Raw genomic sequence first — 17,214 nt, forward strand, 5'->3', positions numbered from 1 at the left:
CCCGACTTACAAACACCGATTGCCGATCCTAACAAGTTGAGCAACTACACCCAGACTTACAGCTACGACGCAGGCGCAAATCTGCTGCAAATGCGGCATGTCGGCGCCCAGTCATTTACCCGCACGATGAAGGTGGCGACGGACAGTAATCGCAGCCTGCCCGATGGCGATACATCGCTGGATTTGACTACCGGCTTTGACGCCAACGGCAATCTCCAGGAGCTTGTACGCGGCCAGTCCTTGACGTGGGATTTACGCAATCAACTGCGACAGGTGACCGCCGTAAAACGCGAGCAAGAGCCGGACGATACCGAGGTTTACGTGTACGACGGTGCAAACCAACGCTGTCGCAAAATACGCTCATCCCAAACCAGACACCGCACGTTGATCAGCGAAGTGCGGTATCTGCCGGGACTGGAACTACGCAGCGAACCCGATGGTGAAATCCTGGATGTCATCAGTGTCTCGGCTGGACGCCACGCTGTGCGGATTTTGCATTGGCAGGCCGCAAAGCCGCCGGAAATCGCCAACGATCAAATTCGCTACACCCTTGATGATCACCTGGGTTCTTGCACACTGGAACTCGATCAAGCAGGGAAGTTAATCAGCCAGGAAAGTTACTACCCGTTCGGCGGCACAGCCTGGTGGGCGGCGCGCAGCGCGATTGAGGCGAAATATAAAACTGTGCGTTATTCAGGCAAAGAGCGTGATGCGACCGGGCTTTATTACTATGGGTTTCGGTATTACGCACCTTGGTTGCAGCGGTGGGTCAGTCCGGATCCAACGGGAGATATGGATGGATTGAATCGATACCTCATGGTAGGAAACTCCCCCATCAGCCATGTGGACTATCAGGGATCCATTGCAGTCCCTTTCGACATCTTGGTCACCGATGTGGTGAACGTCATGAACGCATCAATCGGCACCGGCGAGTTTGAAGAACTGACATGGAACGACAACAGCAAATCATTAAGCAGTACAGGAACGGTGTACACACGAAACATGACGCAATTGGTAGACGCAACCCCCAGTTGGCAACCCTCAGAATATGGCAGCGCTGCGGCTATTTTTCGGGATGCTGACAATCGCCTGAGATTTTTCGTTAACGAGTACCAGCAGCACATGGGCATTCAACCGGGCATGGGGCTACCGCTGGCGGCAGGGGTTTTAAAAACAGATGTGCTCGACCCGAACCGTTTGGTCTTTGAGAACCATTCGGGGCATTACAAGCCCCCTTCGTCCATCGACGTCAGCGGTCTACTAAACGAATTTTCGCAACAGGCCGCAATCCGCTACCAGTCACTCAGCGAATTTGACACCGCTGAGCAGGTACTCAGAATTGACTCCATTGAATCTCCAGAAGCTTATGCCCAGCTAGTCGATAAATACAAAACCCAGGACAAGCACAAATTCATTGGTTATTTAAAAAACGTAGGCATTTGGGAGCAGGCTTTAGAACAGGGGGTGAGTTTTTACAGCTTTGAAGTGCTCAAGACGATGGAACCAGACAAAACAATGACCGCTGCGGCTGCAATGAATTTAATGTCAGGTACAACAGTCATCGCTGTGCCAGGCCCAATAGCACCAACCCCTGGCACATCAACTCGGGTTAAAAGAAACGCGATGGATCCATCTTTCGTATGGCCATCAAAACCACCATCACGAAGTTTGGCTAAAAGAGTCAGTGCTTTCTTTTCGCGCTCGTCCAAATAATGACCTCTTGGTATTTACTTCGCCTATGAGCGATCAGCACAGCCCTACACCCGCGTTGACGCGCCGCACACGTTAAAAGCAGCAGCCGTTGGTCACGTGCTCGGTCACAAGCACTGCGCAACACCCTGCGCCATCTAAACTCAATGGCGTGAACAGACAAGGAAGTCGCCTGCGTGAGCCTGCATACCCAAACCCCTCAACTGCACGTTATCGATCCCCGTGCCCTCCTCGTACGCCACGTCGCTTATTGCCGTGCGCAGGAGGGTGCAGTTGCCGAAGAACGCATCACCGGACATACCTGGGATGAGGCAGGTCGGCATGTCGCCGATCACGATCCGCGCTTGTGGAACATTGCATCGCTTTCCAACACCACCACCATTCACTCGTTAAGAAGCGCGTCACTGCGGCAAGAGAATGTCGACGCTGGGTGGAGGCTGACTCTGCGCAGCGCTGACGGGCAGTCACTGGACAGTTGGGACGGCAGAGGCAGTTTCAGTCACCTCGATTACGACGAGTTGCTACGCCCCGTGGCATTGACTGAAAAACTGGCCGACAGCCAGCAGCCAGTGATCGTCGAGCGCTTTATGTATGGCGACAGCTCGGCTGCATCAGCGCTGCACAATCAATGTGGCCGCCTGATCCGTCATGATGATCCCGCAGGCACCTCACAGGGACACGAATTCGGATTGGCGGGCGGTGTGCTCGTGGCCAACCGGCGATTCCTCCTGAGCGTGGAACTCCCCGACTGGCCACAGGATGTAACACAACGCGAACAACTGCTCCAAAGCGGCGAAGGCTATACCAGCTCAACCGCTGTAGACGCGACGGCAAGTGTCATTGAGCAGACTGACTCGAGGGGTAACCGGCGTACACCGTTGTATGGCGTTAGCGGCCAGCTTAAGGAAACCAGCGTTCAACTGGCTGGCGCATCCAGCGCTCTAACGCTAATCAGCGAGATCACCTACAACGCCAGCGGCCAAGTGGAAATAGAGCGTTTTGGTAACGGGGTGATTAGGAAAAGTTTCTACGATGCGGCAAGCGAACGTTTGACGCGGATTCTGGCTAACAAGCCCGATGGCACGCCGTTGCAGGATTTGAACTATCACTACGACCCGGTCGGCAACATCGTAGACCTAGAGGACGCCAGCCTGCCGACCTGCTTTGCGGCCAATCAAAAAATCGAGCCGATTAACCGTTATGGCTACGACAGCCTGTATCAGCTGATCCAGGCCAGCGGATGGGAAGTCTCGATTGGCCCCAGTCACGGGCCCGCCCTGCCCGACTTACAAACACCGATCCCCGATCCTAACAAGTTGAGCAACTACACCCAGACTTACAGCTATGACGCAGGCGCAAATATGCTGCAAATGCGGCATGTCGGCGCCCAGTCATTTACCCGCACGATGAAGGTGGCAACGGACAGTAATCGCAGCCTGCCGGATGATGATACATCGGTGGATTTGACTACCGGCTTTGACGCCAACGGCAATCTCCAGGAATGGGTCCGCGGGCAAACCATGCAGTGGGACTTGCGCAACCAGTTGAGCCTGGTCACGACAGTGCAGCGCGAGGCTGGGGCCAACGATGATGAAGTGTATATCTATGACGGTGGTGGGCAACGTTGCCGCAAGATCAGCAGTGTACAGACCGGGGAGCGAACACTTGTGTCCGAAGTCTCCTATCTACCGGGCCTGGAAATCCGCAGCCAGCCAGACGGAGAAATCCTTGAGGTCGTAACCATTCAAGCGGGCCGTGACAGCATGCGGATTTTGCACTGGTCAGCAAACAAACCAGAAGGTATCGATAACGATCAGGTGCGTTATGACCTTGGCGATCATCTGGGTTCAAGCACGCTGGAGCTGGACGATCAAGGTGGCGTGATCACTCAAGAAGGTTATTACCCGTTCGGTGGAACTGCCTGGTGGACAGCGCGCAGCGCGGTTGAAGCCAAATACAAGACCATTCGTTACTCCGGCAAGGAGCGTGATGCCACAGGGCTTTATTACTACGGCTTCAGGTATTACGCACCGTGGTTGCAGCGGTGGATTAATCCTGACCCGCAGGGCACTGCCGACGGTTTGAATGTTTACTGCTTCGTCGGCAATACGCCCATCAACAGAATCGATGCAAACGGATTGATCGGAATGGGTCCGCAAGAGGCCGCAATGGCCAGGTGGGTTGTCAGCAAATGGAGAGCCCCCATTAAAGTCAAAAGACTCACTGACAGCATCGTCAGCGTATCGATCAAAGGCCACAAATCTGTATTTGAAAGCGTCGGTATTAATCTTGATCGCGCAACAAAAGTGCCTAGAGAACTCACCTATCTCGCCCTGGATAACCGTCTTCAAGGAAAAGTATCGGGAGGAGACGCGCTGATAAAGCTCGGTGCTGCCAGCGGCGCCGAAGTTGAATCAGTTAGCGGCTCGATGCCGGCAGCCTATATAAACGGCGGCTACTTCAACATGGGCAGAAAAAAACCTAATGAAACGATTGCAGAGCATGCTTCGGTAGGCGAAAACTTGATAGATAACAGACAAAAACCGTTTGTTTTACCGCCTGATGATTACGCAGCAAAATACTCAAAGATTACGTTATCCGACGGATCGTACATTCATGTAGCCCCGAAACTTTCGATGAGAGGCATCCCTCAATTTTCGCGAAAAGACAGCCTTCTGGAAAAAAACATATATGGCGAAGAGACAAGCCATGTCGGCGCATTAGGCCATGCAAGTGATCCGAACGCACGCTCTGGCATTAGCCTGGCGGAGAACGACACAGCAAAAACTCGCCTGGCCGTAGTACTCAACCCAGGCAGAGGCACCTTTAGCAAAAATACCGATGAGCCTGGTTTCACCATGCTTGAATGGACGATAGTCATGACCCGCCTGGACAATCTTAATCCCAAGGACGAAGAAGGATTTCCTGCGGCGTCGTCCTGGAACCTCGATGGTGGCGACTCGTCAGTACTCGGGGTGCTTGATGAGACCGGAAAACACTTATTGAGAGTCAACACGTTGAAACTCGGGAGAGGCGTTAAACCCGCAAGACCCATCGGCAACTTCCTGTCATTCCACTAATACTGAAATGCAGTTGCTATTGAGAGTGTGGTCAACATAGCGCTACCCCCGCCGATCCAGCACATTGACCACCAACCGATCCAGCCAGCCCCACACCCGTTGCTGTATCCGGCGCCACAGCGGCCTGGCCTTCCAGTCTGCAAGGCTGACCTCGGTGCTGACGGTAAAGTCTTTTTCGAAGCTACGGGCGACGGCCAACGTCAGTTCGGGGTCAAGGGCTTCGAGGTTAGCTTCCAGGTTGAAGCGCAAGTTCCAGTGATCGAAGTTGCAAGAGCCGATACTCACCCAATCGTCAATGAGCACCATTTTCAAGTGCAGGAAACACGGCTGGTATTCGAAGATTTTCACCCCAGCCTTGAGCAAACGTGGGTAATAACGATGGCCCGCGTAGCGCACTGAAGGATGATCGGTGCGCGGCCCGGTCAGCAGCAAGCGCACGTCTACGCCTCGGGCAGCAGCACGCCTGAGTGCGCGACGGACTTTCCAGGTCGGCAGGAAATACGGCGTCGCCAGCCAGATGCGTTGCTTGCCGATGCTCAGCGCCCGCACCAACGATTGCAGGATGTCGCGATGTTGCCGGGCGTCAGCGTAGGCCACTCGCCCCAGGCCATGGCCGGTTACGGGCGCTGGGGGCAAGCGCGGCAAGCCGAAGTTTTGTGCCGGACGCCAGGCTGTGCGCCGTGGATTGGCGTGAAACTGTCGGTCGAACAACGCCTGCCAATCGAGCACCAGCGGACCGCGAATCTCGACCATGACCTCGTGCCACTCGCTGGTGTCGTGGTCCGGACGCCAGAACTCGTCGGTAACACCCGTGCCGCCAACCACCGCAAGCTCTTTGTCCACCAGCAGTAGCTTACGGTGATCGCGGTAGAAGTTACGGATGCCGCGTCGCCACCTCACCTTGTTGTAGAAGCGCAGAATGACACCGGCTTCAGTCAAGCGATTACGCAAGCTGAGCGTGAATGCCAACGCGCCAAAATCATCGAACAGACAGCGCACGATCACGCCGCGCCTGGCCGCATCCACCAGAGCCTGAACAACCGCTTCAGCGCACAACCCTGCTTCCACCAAATACAACTCAAGCTCGACTTGCAACTGCGCGCGCTCGATGGCGGCGATCATGCGCGGAAAAAACGCAGGGCCGTCGATCAGCAACTCAAAACGGTTGTCTTTGCGCCACGGGAAAATCGCGCCGGCCATATCAGCGCGTTGCTACTGTTGAAAAGAAATCGGGGCCCAGACAGGCAGGCGACGCGCTCGGCTGCGCAGACAGCGACACGGTGTCTGGCAGATCCAACAGCAGGCGGGGGAACGTGAGCATGCGAACTCCAGTTGAACGATTGGGGCAACCTTATCCGCCTGTCTGACCGCTGGCAAACCGCTATGTTCGAGCTGACCACAATCAAAACGCAGGGGCATGCCCCCGCCCCTTTCGCCAGCGACCGCCGCGCGTCATTAAGCGGCTGAGTCGGACCCGATATTTCCCACAGTGTTTCGTTCGCCGATGCCCCCTCATGAGAAGGCGCTTGCTCGCGACGATGTCGACGCAAGCAGCGCGCCTGCACGCTGTCACGCAACCATCACCAAAGCTTAACGTTGATGACACCCCCTCTAAATAGCCTGCCTAAGTGAAGCAATGGTTCAAACCATACAGTCGACCAGCCCCTAATCCATGGCTGGCCCACGGAGACTACGCATGACTCAGATCGCACGCATTCGAGACACCCGCTCCGAACGTCGCCTCCAAGCCGAACGCCTGATCGGCACAAAAGCCCTGCAGCAAGCCCAGGCTTTACGCTTCAGCGTGTTCAGTGGCGAGTTCAACGCCAAACTCAAGGGTGCCGAGCTGGGTCTTGATATCGACGATTACGACATCCACTGCGCGCACATTGGCGTACGGGATCTGGCGACCGGGCAACTGGTGGCAACCACTCGCCTGCTGGACCACAACGCCGCCAGTACGTTGGGCAAGTTCTATAGCGAAGAAGAATTCAGCCTGCACGGACTTGGCCATCTACAGGGGCCGATCCTGGAACTGGGTCGCACCTGCGTCGATCCGGCCTACCGCAACGGCGGCACCATCGCCGTGTTGTGGAGTGAACTGGCGGAGATCCTCAACGAAGGGGGTTACAGCTACCTGATGGGTTGCGCCAGCATTCCAATGCAGGACGGGGGGATTCAAGCCCACGCGATCATGCAGCGTTTGCGCGAGCGTTACCTGAGCACCGAACACCTGCGCGCCGAACCGAAAAATCCGCTACCCACTCTGGATCTGCCCAACAACGTGATTTGCGAAATGCCGCCGCTGCTCAAGGCGTATATGCGCCTGGGCGCGAAAATCTGCGGCGAGCCCTGCTGGGACGAAGACTTTCAGGTGGCCGACGTATTCATCCTGCTCAAGCGCGACGAGTTGTGCCCACGCTACGCTCGTCACTTCAAGGCAGCGGTGTGATGAGCACGCTGCGCAACTATGCGCGAGTCGCACGGGTCTTGTGGGTCATTGCTCTAGGGCTGACCATCGCTGGCACATTTACCCTCATGGAACGCCTGAAAATCGGCCACTCAATGGCCCGCCGGCAACGCTGGAGCAGTTGGTTCATGGCGCATTTGAGCGCTGCGCTGCCGTTTCGCGTGATTATCAGTGGGCAACGCCCGACACGCCCGATGCTGTGGGTCAGCAACCATGTGTCATGGACCGACATTCCATTGCTGGGCATGCTGGCGCCACTGTCGTTTCTGTCCAAGGCTGAAGTGCGCACCTGGCCAGTAGCCGGTTGGCTGGCACTCAAGGCAGGCACGCTGTTCATTCGGCGTGGTTCGGGCGACAGCACGTTGATCCAGAAGCAGATCGGGCAGCACTTGCTGGGCAACCATCCGTTGATGATTTTCCCGGAAGGCACCACCACTGACGGCCGCGCCCTGCGCACCTTTCACGGGCGTCTGCTGTTGAGCGCGGTAGAAACCGGGGTGCCATTGCAACCTGTGGCGATCCAATACCTGCGTAACGGCAAACCTGACCCTATCGCCCCGTTCATCGGTGACGACGATCTGCTTTCGCACTTGCGCCGCCTATTCGCCAACGAACAAGGCGATGTGCATATCCAGTTACTGACACCGATCGAAACACAGGGCAAAGAGCGCGCGGCATTGGCCTATGAAGCCCAACAAGCGGTTCAGGTGGCGTTGTTTGGTGCAGTCGATCCGGCGGTCGAGTCACGTCCGTCAGCCAAAGCGGCCTGAGCGAAGGCCTGTACCTGTGGATAAAATTCGCTGAAATCCTCGCTCAAAGGCTGGTACAGGCCGCGCAGTTCCTGCATCGCGCCTGCCAGCCCTTCGGGACGTGACAGGCGCCGGGAAATACCCGCCAACGCGTCGCCCACCACCTCAAAATCCCGATAAGAACCCAGCCAATCCTGAGCCGCCATGCGCGGCGCGATCAACGCCAAACGCTCCGGCAACTCAGGCTCGTCTGCCAGTACCCGGTAGACGTTCCCGGTGAATACATCCAGCGGGACGTCGGCATAACGCTCCCAATCGCGCCCCAGGCAGTGATCGAAAAACACATCCAGCACGATCCCGGCATAACGACGACGCCCTTGCGGGAAGCGACTCACCGCACGCTTGATCAGCGGATGTGCATCGGTGAACGCATCGATACGGCGGTGCAACCGTATCGCCGCTTCTATCTCTGGCGCAAAGCGGCCTGGCAACAGCCCTTTGACGAAATCGCCATACAAGCTGCCAAGCAGTTGCGACGGACGCTGGCCGCCGAGATGAAGATGCGCGAGATAATTCATGGAGATGGGTTACCTTTCCAAAACTGCCGACTGACCCACTGGCGAATATAAATCAGGTGGAACGCCGCCCGGCCTCGCTCCAACAGAATCTCTATTGACAATAAATACTGCGCCCGAGCCTACGCCCATTTGCGAGGTACGCCTATATCGATATAACCCGATATACCGTTTTACGCTGTCTTCAGCACGAAATCATATTTGTATATCGCGAAATACAAATATAAAGTTCGCTCCATCACGATATAGCGTTAAACCTCCCTATTGAGAACGACATGCCTATCGACCTCGACGAAATAATAAAAGCACTGGCCCATCCGGTTCGTCGCCAGATCCTCGGGTGGCTGAAAGACCCCCATACCTGCTTTCCCGATCAGGACCACTCGCTGGAAAACGGCGTCTGTGCCGGTCAAATCGACCAGCGCGCCGGTCTGTCCCAGTCGACTATTTCCGCTCACTTGGCGATCTTGCAACGTGCTGGGCTGATCAGTAGCAAAAAATACGGTCAGTGGCACTTCTTCAAACGCAACGACGACACCATTCAGGCGTTTTTGAAGGAACTGTCCGAACAGCTCTGACTCCACCATTGCTATTAAGGAGCGCCCCATGCCTCTATCGCTACTTATTCTGGCCCTGAGCGCCTTCGCTATCGGAACGACCGAGTTCGTCATCATGGGCTTGCTGCCCGATGTTGCCACCGACCTGAACGTTTCGATTCCTGGTGCCGGCTGGCTGGTCACAGGCTACGCACTGGGCGTGGCCATCGGCGCACCTTTCATGGCCCTGGCCACTGCGAAACTACCGCGTAAAGCTGCGCTCGTGACGCTGATGGGGATCTTCATCATCGGCAATCTGCTGTGCGCCCTGGCCGCCGATTACAACATTCTGATGTTCGCCCGCGTCGTGACGGCGCTGTGTCATGGCGCGTTCTTCGGTATCGGCTCGGTGGTCGCTGCTGGCCTGGTCCCGGACAACCGTCGCGCCTCTGCCGTGGCGCTGATGTTCACTGGCCTGACCCTGGCCAACGTACTTGGTGTACCGCTGGGTACCGCGCTCGGCCAGTACGCTGGCTGGCGCTCGACCTTTTTTGCGGTAACCGTGATCGGCGTCATCGCGCTGATGGGTCTGATTCGCTTCCTGCCGGCCAAGCATGACGAAGAAAAGCTCAACATGCGCGCTGAATTGGGTGCGCTCAAAGGCGTCGGAATCTGGCTGTCGCTGAGTATGACTGCGCTGTTTGCCGCCTCAATGTTTGCGCTGTTTACCTACGTCGCGCCGCTGCTGGGCGAAGTCACTGGCGTCTCACCAAAAGGCATTACCTGGACGCTGCTACTGATCGGTCTGGGCCTGACAGTAGGCAACATTATCGGCGGCAAACTGGCTGACCGGCGTCTGGCGGCAACGTTGATCGGGGTGTTCATTTCGATGGCCGTGGTGTCCACCGCACTCAGTTGGACCAGCGTCGCGCTGATCCCCACTGAAATCACGCTATTCCTCTGGGCCACCGCGGCCTTCGCTGCCGTGCCTGCTTTGCAGATCAACGTGGTGACGTTCGGCAAGGCGGCGCCAAACCTGGTTTCGACGCTCAATATCGGCGCCTTCAACGTCGGTAATGCGCTGGGGGCGTGGGTCGGAGGCTCGGTCATCGAGCAAGGTTTGGGCCTGACCCGAGTCCCACTCGCTGCGGCTGCGCTGGCTGTCGTCGCACTGGTGGTCACGTTGATCAATTTCCGCCAGCGCGATGAGGCCGAACTGGCTGCGGCAACCCACTGATTTCCAGCAATGCCCATTCTCACACTGACTGTTTCCTGAACTGACTGTAAGAGGACTTATCCGATGCCTACTATTTTTGACCCGATCAAGCTGGGCGACCTTGAACTACCTAACCGCATCATCATGGCTCCGCTGACTCGCTGCCGCGCCGACGAAGGTCGTGTCCCGAACGCAATGATGGCCGAATATTACGTTCAGCGTGCCTCGGCGGGGCTGATCATTACCGAAGCCACCTCGGTCACTGAAATGGGCGTCGGCTACCCCGACACCCCTGGCATCTGGTCCAACGATCAAGTGCGCGGCTGGAGCAACATCACCAAGGCCGTTCACAGCGCAGGCGGACGAATCGTTCTGCAACTGTGGCACGTGGGTCGTATCTCTCACCCTTCGTACCTGCACGGTGAAACACCGGTCGCCCCGAGCGCCATCGCCGCTAAAGGCCACGTCAGCCTGATGCGTCCACTGACCGACTACCCGACCCCACGCGCACTGGAACTGGCGGAAATCGAAGACATTGTCGACGCCTACCGCACGGGTGCGGAAAACGCCAAGGCGGCAGGTTTTGATGGCGTCGAGATTCACGGCGCCAACGGTTACCTGCTCGACCAATTCCTGCAAAGCAGCACCAACACCCGCACCGACCAATATGGCGGCTCGCTGGAAAACCGCGCTCGCCTGATGCTGGAAGTGACCGACGCGGTACTGGAAGTCTGGGACGCAGGCCGTGTCGGCATGCACCTGGCACCGCGTGCCGATGCCCACGACATGGGCGATGCCAACCTGGCCGAAACCTTCACCTACGTCGCTACCGAACTGGGCAAGCGCAAAATCGCATTCATCTGCTCGCGGGAACGTGAACTGGACGACAGCCTGGGCCCACGCCTGAAACAAGCGTTCGGCGGTGCATACATCATCAACGAGAAGTTCACCAAGGACAGTGCCAATGCCTGGCTAGCGGCAGGCAAGGCTGACGCCGTGGCCTTTGGTGTTCCGTTCATTGCCAACCCGGATTTGCCTGCGCGTCTGGCCAAAGATGCGCCGTTGAACGAACCGCACCCGGAAACCTTCTACGCTAAAGGCCCAGTGGGTTACATCGATTACCCAGCGCTGTAATCACGTCGTATTAAAAATACAAAAACCCCGATCTCCGTTAGTGAGAGCGGGGTTTTTATACAGTGGCAAGCAATGCTTAGTGCTGATAATCGGTCGCTAGAACATTATTATCCGCATCCAATACAGTGCCATCCGCAAGTTCCCAGGTACCGTCCGGATAACGGACAGAACCGTCAGCGGCCAGGAACGTGCCGTCAACATATAGATAACTACCGTCTGGATACCTGACATTGCCATCTGCATAGGCGATCGTTCCATCCGCGTATTGAACATTACCGTCCGCGTCTGTTACGGACTGGTTTTTTTCATCGCCGACTTGCCCGTCAGGAAGTGTGGTAGTCCCATCGCTGTTAACTTTGGAGGCGATGGGATAAACAAACGACGCAACGCCTGTGATGGTGTCGACCAGTGACAGGATTTCTTGCAGTTTCGCCGGAATCAATGGCCTGGGTGGCAGTGCAAGGGAAGCTGGGGGTATAACAGGCCCAGCCATCGCGGGCTTGGTTGGAACTTTGACATCCACGGGTTGGGGTTTAAGGCCAGGTTTCTTGGTGGGTGTAGTGCCCAACGGTGGTTTAGTATTGCCACCTACAGGATTCACAGGCTTGCCAATACCGCCACCTGGTTTGACCGGTTTTTCTGGAACACCTGGCTTGACAGGCTTGTTGGGAACGCCCGGTTTTACTGGCGTGCCTGGCTTGCTAACGCCACCTGGCTTTGGTGGCGTGACATCTACCGGCTTTTTAATCGGCAGTTTAATTGGCTTTTTCATTGCATTACGGGTAATGCCAGCACCACCGATGATGCCTGATGAACCAGCACTTGCCACTAAGCGTTGGAGAGAAGATTTATTATTGATTCCATTCATTTCAGTTCCTTAACGCCTGATTATTCCTTTCAGGCGATTCTAGTCATTTAATTTAACAACGTCTCAAAGCCCACACAAACATCAATATAAGGAGCTAAGTTTCTTACAGAAGCGCTTCTGAAATCGACCTTAAGCCAAGCGTTAAAAATGTGCAAACCGATAACTGAGGAAAACACTACAAAATCAAAAACACAGAAACCACCTACATCCAACACTCCAACTTCTACACGCCGAGTGCATATAACGTACGCTGCGGCGTGCGCATCAAAAGCCTGCAGCGTACGCCTACCGTCGCGCGTTGATCTGCTGAGACAGCGTCTGAATCTGACTTTGCAGGGTATTGATATTACGTGTCACCTGACCGCGAAACGCATCGAACTCAGCGGTCGTCGCGCCTGCTGTGGCAGCAGGACGGTTCTCCTGCTCGCTCTTGAGTACGATCATGTCCTGCTCAAGCCGGTCGATGGCCTGGCCTGGATTGCTCTTTTTCAGATTGGCGACGTCAGCAGCCACACTCTTGATCTCGGCATCCAGCTTGTCTTGAGCAGCTTGCGCAGACTTTATATCTGGCAGCGATGCTTTCAACGCAGCAAGTTCAGTCGACAGTGCTTTCAACTGCTCCTGCAATTGCGCATTGGTGGCCTGCTGTTGCGTGGTTTGGGTGGCTATCTGTTCCAGTCGCTTGTCCAATCCGCCTTGCAGGCCCACCACGCCTTGCTGCTGCTTGCTTTGATCGTCCAGCTTGTCTTGCAACTGCTTGATCTGCGCCTTGAGCGCTTCGCCACCGCTGTTGGCGACCGACTCAGTGGCCACGACCTTGCCGGAAATATCCTGCAAACGCCCTGCCGCTTCCTCACTGATGCGAGCGAAGCTTTCCTGGGTGGCAACCAGTTGCTGCCCCATCAACGTAACCTGCTGGAAACTCCACCACCCCAATCCACAGAAGGCAATGAACAGTGCGCCGACCAACGCCCATAATGCCCCGGTGCTCGGCGCTTTTACTTTGACCACTGGCGTGCTTCGCGAGTAAACCTTGGTGCGCTCATGGGCACCCGGCGTCAACAGAAAATCATCGTTGTCGTCTTTGGCGCTGAGGTTCGGGATGTCGTCAACATCGTCGTATGGGTCTTTGCGCATGAATGTACCTTTGCAAGCCGTTAAATCTGAATGAGGGGAAGTATAACCACGGATATCGGCACGGCCGAAACGCCGGCCATTACTGCTGCGCTTTCCACCAGCCGCAGAACTCATCCAGTGCCGTCCACAGACTGACATTGGGTTGATAGTCCAGATAATACTGGGCGCGGCTGATATCAAGGGTGAAATCCTTGCTCATCACCTGCATGCCTAATCTTGACAGCGTTGGTTCAGGGCGACCCGGCCACAGCATGCACGCCGCTTCATTGATGGCTGCGGCGCTGTATGCCAGACCATACGAGCGATAGCGCGTAACCTGGGGTAATTGCATCTGACGCATCACATAATTGATCACATCCCAGATCGGGATCGGCGTGCCGTTGCTGATGTTATAGGCCTTGCCCAATGCCGTCCCCGCCGCCAGCAAACCACTGAGAATGGCTTCATTGAGGTTCTGGATACTGGTGAAATCCACTTTATTCAGGCCGTTGCCGATGATCGACAGACGGTTCTTGCGCTGCATGTTCAGCAGCCTAGGGAAGATACTGGTATCGCCCGCGCCGGTGACCATGCGCGGGCGTAGGACGATGACTTCCAGACCGAACTCTTCAGCACCGAAGACTTTCTGTTCCGCCAGATACTTGGTGGCGGCGTAATGATTGTTGAAACGCTTGGGCACCTGTTCTTCCTTGATGCCCAGGTGCGAACGGCCATCGAAATAGATCGACGCCGAAGACAGATGCACCAGCCTGCGAACCTGCTGCTTGAGACAGCCTTCGACCACATTCTCGGTGACCTGAACGTTGCCCTGCTGGAAATCCTGACGCCGTCCCCATGCGCCAACGGAACCTGCGCAATGCACCACGGCTTCGACATCGTGACACAGACGCAGGACCAGATCGGGGTCGGTCAAATCCCCCTGAATGAACTCGGCGCCGCGTCGTACCAGATGTTCAACGCCCTGCGCACGACGGCCGTTGACCCGCACGTTCATGCCTTGCTCCAATGCGAAACGCGCAAAGCGTCCGCCAATAAAGCCGCTCGCGCCGGTGACCAGAATCTTCATTTACCGCTCCGTTTAGTTGCTTTATTACGTGTTGCGATTGTTATGACGCACCTCAACGACAAAAAGGCTGTTGGCAAGGCTTGGCCGCGAAGTCGCGCTACAGGCCTTCGCGGACAAGCCTTGCTCCAACATTGTGCAGCCAGTGAACTATCCACTGACGCTCAATTCAACCTGATCGGCACCAACCATTGCCCGGCTTTTTTCGCCAGATGCTCAGTCAGCCGCGTCAGCAATTGCCCACCATTGCGCCAATGATGCCAGTACAACGGCACATCGATGGGACGATCGGTAATCAACTCAACCAGTGTTCCCCGCGCAAGCTGGTCGCCCACCTGCAACTGGGGCACTAATCCCCAGCCCATACCGGCTTCGGTCATGCGGATGAAGCCTTCAGACGAAGGGCACAGATGGTGCTGAAAACCATCTTCCACACCCAGCGATGCCAAATAGCGATGCTGCAGAAAATCATCCGGGCCGTACACCAGCGCCGGGGTTTTGGCCATGCGTTGCGGGTCCACACCGAGAGGAAAATATCGAGCGATGAACGCCGGACTGGCCACGGCGCGATAACGCATGGCCCCCAACAGTACGCTGCGGGCACCTGCAACGGGCCGCTCGCTGCCACATAAACAGGCGGCAACTTCACCGGCTCGCATGCGTTTAAGCCCGACATCCTGATCTTCGATCACCAGATCAGTGAGCAAGCCCTGCTCAACACAAAAATCCCCCACCGCCAGCGCCCACCATGTCGCCAGACTGTCTGCGTTGAGAGCGATGCGCAGGCGTTCGGGCATGCCCTCGTCGTCCAGCGCCGGTACTTGGCTTTGCAGATCGCGCTCAAGCAGACGCACCTGCTGCACATGATTGAGCAAACGTCGACCAATGTCCGTTGGACTGGGTGGCGTTGCCCGCACCAGCACCGGCTGGCCGACACGCGCCTCCAGCAACTTGATGCGTTGCGACACCGCTGATTGCGATAACCCCAGGATTTGCGCGGCGCGCTCAAAACCAGCCTGTTCAATGACGGCAGCCAAGGCCGAAAGCAGTTTATAGTCGAACATCAGTTTTCCTAATGGGCGATGAGCAATATTGTTTTTCCTTATACAGCCGATGCCCGGACAATCGCCACATTCTTCTGTGTACAGCGTCGGAGTACTCATCATGTGGCAAAGCTATCTCAACGGTTTACTGGTCGCCGCCGGGCTGATCATGGCCATTGGCACGCAAAACGCATTCGTGCTGGCTCAGAGTTTGCGCCGTGAACATCATCTGCCGGTGGCGCTGCTATGCATTGCGTGTGACGCACTGTTGGTGGCAGCCGGGGTTTTTGGCCTGGCCAATGTATTGGCACAGAATCCGACGTTGCTGGCTGTGGCACGCTGGGGCGGGGTGGTGTTTTTGTTGTGGTATGGCCTTCAGGCGCTGCGTCGAGCCTGCTCGAAACAGAGCCTGCATCAGGGTGACGGCGCCGGGAGGCGGTCTCGTCGTGCCGTGTTGCTCAGCGCGCTGGCGGTGACTCTGCTCAACCCGCACGTTTACCTCGATACCGTATTGCTGATTGGCTCTCTGGGCGCACAACAAACTGTGCCCGGCGCCTACGTGGTCGGTGCGGCCAGCGCTTCTTTATTATGGTTTTCAACGTTGGCTATTGGTGCGGCATGGCTAGCGCCCTGGCTGGCACGCCCTTCGACCTGGCGCCTGCTGGATTTGATGGTTGCGGTGATGATGTTCAGCGTTGCGGCGCAACTTATCCGCGCGGCGTGAAACAAGCCTGAGTGATTATCCATGCGCCGCCGTTGAACAGTCTGATTGCCTTGGATCAATCACCTCGTTAAGCCCGATCAAAAATAGTCATGGCCTTCGCCGGATGCTCTGGAACCTCTATCCCATACAGTTGTTGCGTGGTTAAGGGCCCGGGCCGGTGCTATGATCCTGCCCCTACGCCGCAAAGAGTACAAACTCGACGGCGTGTTTGTCTGGCCGCCCGTGATCGGCCTTGCGCTTACCGCAACTGACCTGATTAGGAGAATTACCATGGCTTTTGAATTACCACCGCTGCCGTACGCACACGATGCTCTGGCACCGCACATTTCCAAGGAAACACTGGAATACCACCACGACAAGCACCACAACACCTATGTCGTGAACCTCAATAACCTGGTTCCAGGTACAGAATTCGAAGGCAAGACCTTAGAAGAGATCGTCAAATCTTCGTCGGGCGGCATCTTCAACAACGCAGCCCAGGTCTGGAACCACACGTTCTACTGGAACTGCCTGGCACCCAACGCTGGCGGCCAACCTACCGGCGCTCTGGCTGACGCAATCACCGCAGCCTTCGGCTCTTTCGATAAGTTCAAAGAAGAGTTCAGCAAAACCTCGATCGGCACCTTCGGCTCCGGCTGGGGCTGGCTGGTGAAAAAGGCTGACGGTTCCCTGGCCCTGTCCAGCACCATCGGCGCCGGCAACCCGCTGACCAACGGCGACACTCCGCTGCTGACCTGCGACGTCTGGGAACACGCTTACTACATCGATTACCGTAACCTGCGTCCAAAATACGTTGAAGCATTCTGGAACCTGGTTAACTGGAAATTCGTCGCTGAGCAGTTCGAAGGCAAAAGCTTCACCGCCTGATGTGCGCTTGCGATAAGAAAACCGGCATGGCCGTAATGCTGT

At 56.4% G+C, this 17,214-nt stretch carries 15 protein-coding genes; 9 read left to right on the top strand and 6 right to left on the bottom strand.

Annotated elements, in window-relative coordinates; genetic code table 11:
* Together VGC62_RS01245 and VGC62_RS01250 are read left to right on the top strand one after the other, a co-directional pair.
* On the top strand, window positions 1-1,713 hold a 1,713-nt coding region (locus tag VGC62_RS01245), incomplete at its 5' end, for an RHS repeat-associated core domain-containing protein (protein WP_331185282.1).
* Between the two features lie 173 nt (window positions 1,714-1,886).
* Window positions 1,887-4,790, top strand: coding sequence for an RHS repeat-associated core domain-containing protein (locus VGC62_RS01250; protein WP_331185283.1), 2,904 nt, complete (start codon window positions 1,887-1,889; stop codon window positions 4,788-4,790).
* A gap of 42 nt (window positions 4,791-4,832) precedes the next feature.
* Here the strand turns inward: VGC62_RS01250 and VGC62_RS01255 are convergent, their stop codons facing one another.
* On the bottom strand, window positions 4,833-5,990 hold the full coding sequence (locus VGC62_RS01255; protein ID WP_331185284.1) for a phosphatidylserine/phosphatidylglycerophosphate/cardiolipin synthase family protein: 1,158 nt from the start codon (window positions 5,988-5,990) through the stop codon (window positions 4,833-4,835).
* Between the two features lie 496 nt (window positions 5,991-6,486).
* On the opposite strand from VGC62_RS01255, the gene olsB reads away from it, so the two are divergent.
* Window positions 6,487-7,242, top strand: a complete 756-nt coding sequence (gene olsB, locus VGC62_RS01260; protein WP_331185285.1) for an L-ornithine N(alpha)-acyltransferase — start codon at window positions 6,487-6,489, stop codon at window positions 7,240-7,242.
* Window positions 7,242-8,030 (top strand): lysophospholipid acyltransferase family protein, encoded by a 789-nt coding sequence (locus VGC62_RS01265; RefSeq protein WP_331185286.1) that lies wholly within the window; start codon window positions 7,242-7,244, stop codon window positions 8,028-8,030. Before olsB ends, VGC62_RS01265 begins: the two co-directional genes overlap by 1 nt.
* On the opposite strand, the gene VGC62_RS01270 is transcribed toward VGC62_RS01265, so the two are convergent.
* Window positions 7,964-8,587: an ACP phosphodiesterase gene (locus tag VGC62_RS01270; protein ID WP_331185287.1), complete on the bottom strand. Its 624-nt coding sequence runs from the start codon at window positions 8,585-8,587 to the stop codon at window positions 7,964-7,966. The genes VGC62_RS01265 and VGC62_RS01270 overlap by 67 nt on opposite strands.
* Window positions 8,588-8,859: 272 nt before the next feature.
* On the opposite strand from VGC62_RS01270, the gene VGC62_RS01275 reads away from it, so the two are divergent.
* The 3 genes from VGC62_RS01275 (at window position 8,860) to VGC62_RS01285 (ending at window position 11,470) form a co-directional block, all read left to right on the top strand.
* On the top strand, window positions 8,860-9,162 hold the full coding sequence (locus VGC62_RS01275; protein ID WP_331185288.1) for a helix-turn-helix transcriptional regulator: 303 nt from the start codon (window positions 8,860-8,862) through the stop codon (window positions 9,160-9,162).
* A 28-nt stretch (window positions 9,163-9,190) separates the two neighbouring features.
* Window positions 9,191-10,357 (top strand): MFS transporter, encoded by a 1,167-nt coding sequence (locus VGC62_RS01280; RefSeq protein WP_331185289.1) that lies wholly within the window; start codon window positions 9,191-9,193, stop codon window positions 10,355-10,357.
* Between the two features lie 63 nt (window positions 10,358-10,420).
* Window positions 10,421-11,470, top strand: coding sequence for an alkene reductase (locus tag VGC62_RS01285; protein WP_331185290.1), 1,050 nt, complete (start codon window positions 10,421-10,423; stop codon window positions 11,468-11,470).
* Between the two features lie 76 nt (window positions 11,471-11,546).
* Here VGC62_RS01285 and VGC62_RS01290 read toward each other — a convergent pair whose 3' ends face one another.
* From VGC62_RS01290 to VGC62_RS01305, 4 genes are all read right to left on the bottom strand, one after another.
* Entirely contained in the window at window positions 11,547-12,338 is a 792-nt protein-coding gene (locus VGC62_RS01290; RefSeq protein ID WP_331185291.1) for a hypothetical protein, read from the bottom strand.
* A gap of 285 nt (window positions 12,339-12,623) precedes the next feature.
* Window positions 12,624-13,475 (bottom strand): ATPase, encoded by an 852-nt coding sequence (locus VGC62_RS01295; protein WP_331185292.1) that lies wholly within the window; start codon window positions 13,473-13,475, stop codon window positions 12,624-12,626.
* A 79-nt stretch (window positions 13,476-13,554) separates the two neighbouring features.
* The gene (locus VGC62_RS01300) at window positions 13,555-14,541 is read right to left on the bottom strand and encodes an NAD(P)-dependent oxidoreductase (protein WP_331185293.1); all 987 of its coding nucleotides are present in this window, start codon (window positions 14,539-14,541) and stop codon (window positions 13,555-13,557) included.
* 161 nt (window positions 14,542-14,702) lie between these two features.
* Window positions 14,703-15,602, bottom strand: a complete 900-nt coding sequence (locus VGC62_RS01305) for a LysR family transcriptional regulator ArgP (protein ID WP_331185294.1) — start codon at window positions 15,600-15,602, stop codon at window positions 14,703-14,705.
* 100 nt (window positions 15,603-15,702) lie between these two features.
* On the opposite strand from VGC62_RS01305, the gene VGC62_RS01310 reads away from it, so the two are divergent.
* Both VGC62_RS01310 and VGC62_RS01315 read left to right on the top strand, forming a co-directional pair.
* Window positions 15,703-16,305, top strand: a complete 603-nt coding sequence (locus tag VGC62_RS01310) for a LysE/ArgO family amino acid transporter (RefSeq protein WP_331185295.1) — start codon at window positions 15,703-15,705, stop codon at window positions 16,303-16,305.
* Window positions 16,306-16,575: 270 nt separating this feature from the next.
* Window positions 16,576-17,172 carry a superoxide dismutase gene (locus VGC62_RS01315; RefSeq protein ID WP_331185296.1) on the top strand — a complete coding sequence of 199 codons (597 nt, stop codon included), beginning with the start codon at window positions 16,576-16,578 and terminating at the stop codon, window positions 17,170-17,172.
* The last annotated feature ends 42 nt before the right edge of the window (window positions 17,173-17,214 follow it).

It is taken from the genome of Pseudomonas sp. (assembly GCF_036404235.1).
GTDB lineage: Bacteria > Pseudomonadota > Gammaproteobacteria > Pseudomonadales > Pseudomonadaceae > Aquipseudomonas.

Coding starts and splice junctions, on each gene's coding strand:
- VGC62_RS01255 (WP_331185284.1), bottom strand. CDS start 5,990: ATGGCCGGCGCGATTTTCCCGTGGCGCAAAGACAACCGTTTTGAGTTG.
- olsB (WP_331185285.1), top strand. CDS start 6,487: ATGACTCAGATCGCACGCATTCGAGACACCCGCTCCGAACGTCGCCTC.
- VGC62_RS01265 (WP_331185286.1), top strand. CDS start 7,242: ATGAGCACGCTGCGCAACTATGCGCGAGTCGCACGGGTCTTGTGGGTC.
- VGC62_RS01270 (WP_331185287.1), bottom strand. CDS start 8,587: ATGAATTATCTCGCGCATCTTCATCTCGGCGGCCAGCGTCCGTCGCAA.
- VGC62_RS01275 (WP_331185288.1), top strand. CDS start 8,860: ATGCCTATCGACCTCGACGAAATAATAAAAGCACTGGCCCATCCGGTT.
- VGC62_RS01280 (WP_331185289.1), top strand. CDS start 9,191: ATGCCTCTATCGCTACTTATTCTGGCCCTGAGCGCCTTCGCTATCGGA.
- VGC62_RS01285 (WP_331185290.1), top strand. CDS start 10,421: ATGCCTACTATTTTTGACCCGATCAAGCTGGGCGACCTTGAACTACCT.
- VGC62_RS01290 (WP_331185291.1), bottom strand. CDS start 12,338: ATGAATGGAATCAATAATAAATCTTCTCTCCAACGCTTAGTGGCAAGT.
- VGC62_RS01295 (WP_331185292.1), bottom strand. CDS start 13,475: ATGCGCAAAGACCCATACGACGATGTTGACGACATCCCGAACCTCAGC.
- VGC62_RS01300 (WP_331185293.1), bottom strand. CDS start 14,541: ATGAAGATTCTGGTCACCGGCGCGAGCGGCTTTATTGGCGGACGCTTT.
- VGC62_RS01305 (WP_331185294.1), bottom strand. CDS start 15,602: ATGTTCGACTATAAACTGCTTTCGGCCTTGGCTGCCGTCATTGAACAG.
- VGC62_RS01310 (WP_331185295.1), top strand. CDS start 15,703: ATGTGGCAAAGCTATCTCAACGGTTTACTGGTCGCCGCCGGGCTGATC.
- VGC62_RS01315 (WP_331185296.1), top strand. CDS start 16,576: ATGGCTTTTGAATTACCACCGCTGCCGTACGCACACGATGCTCTGGCA.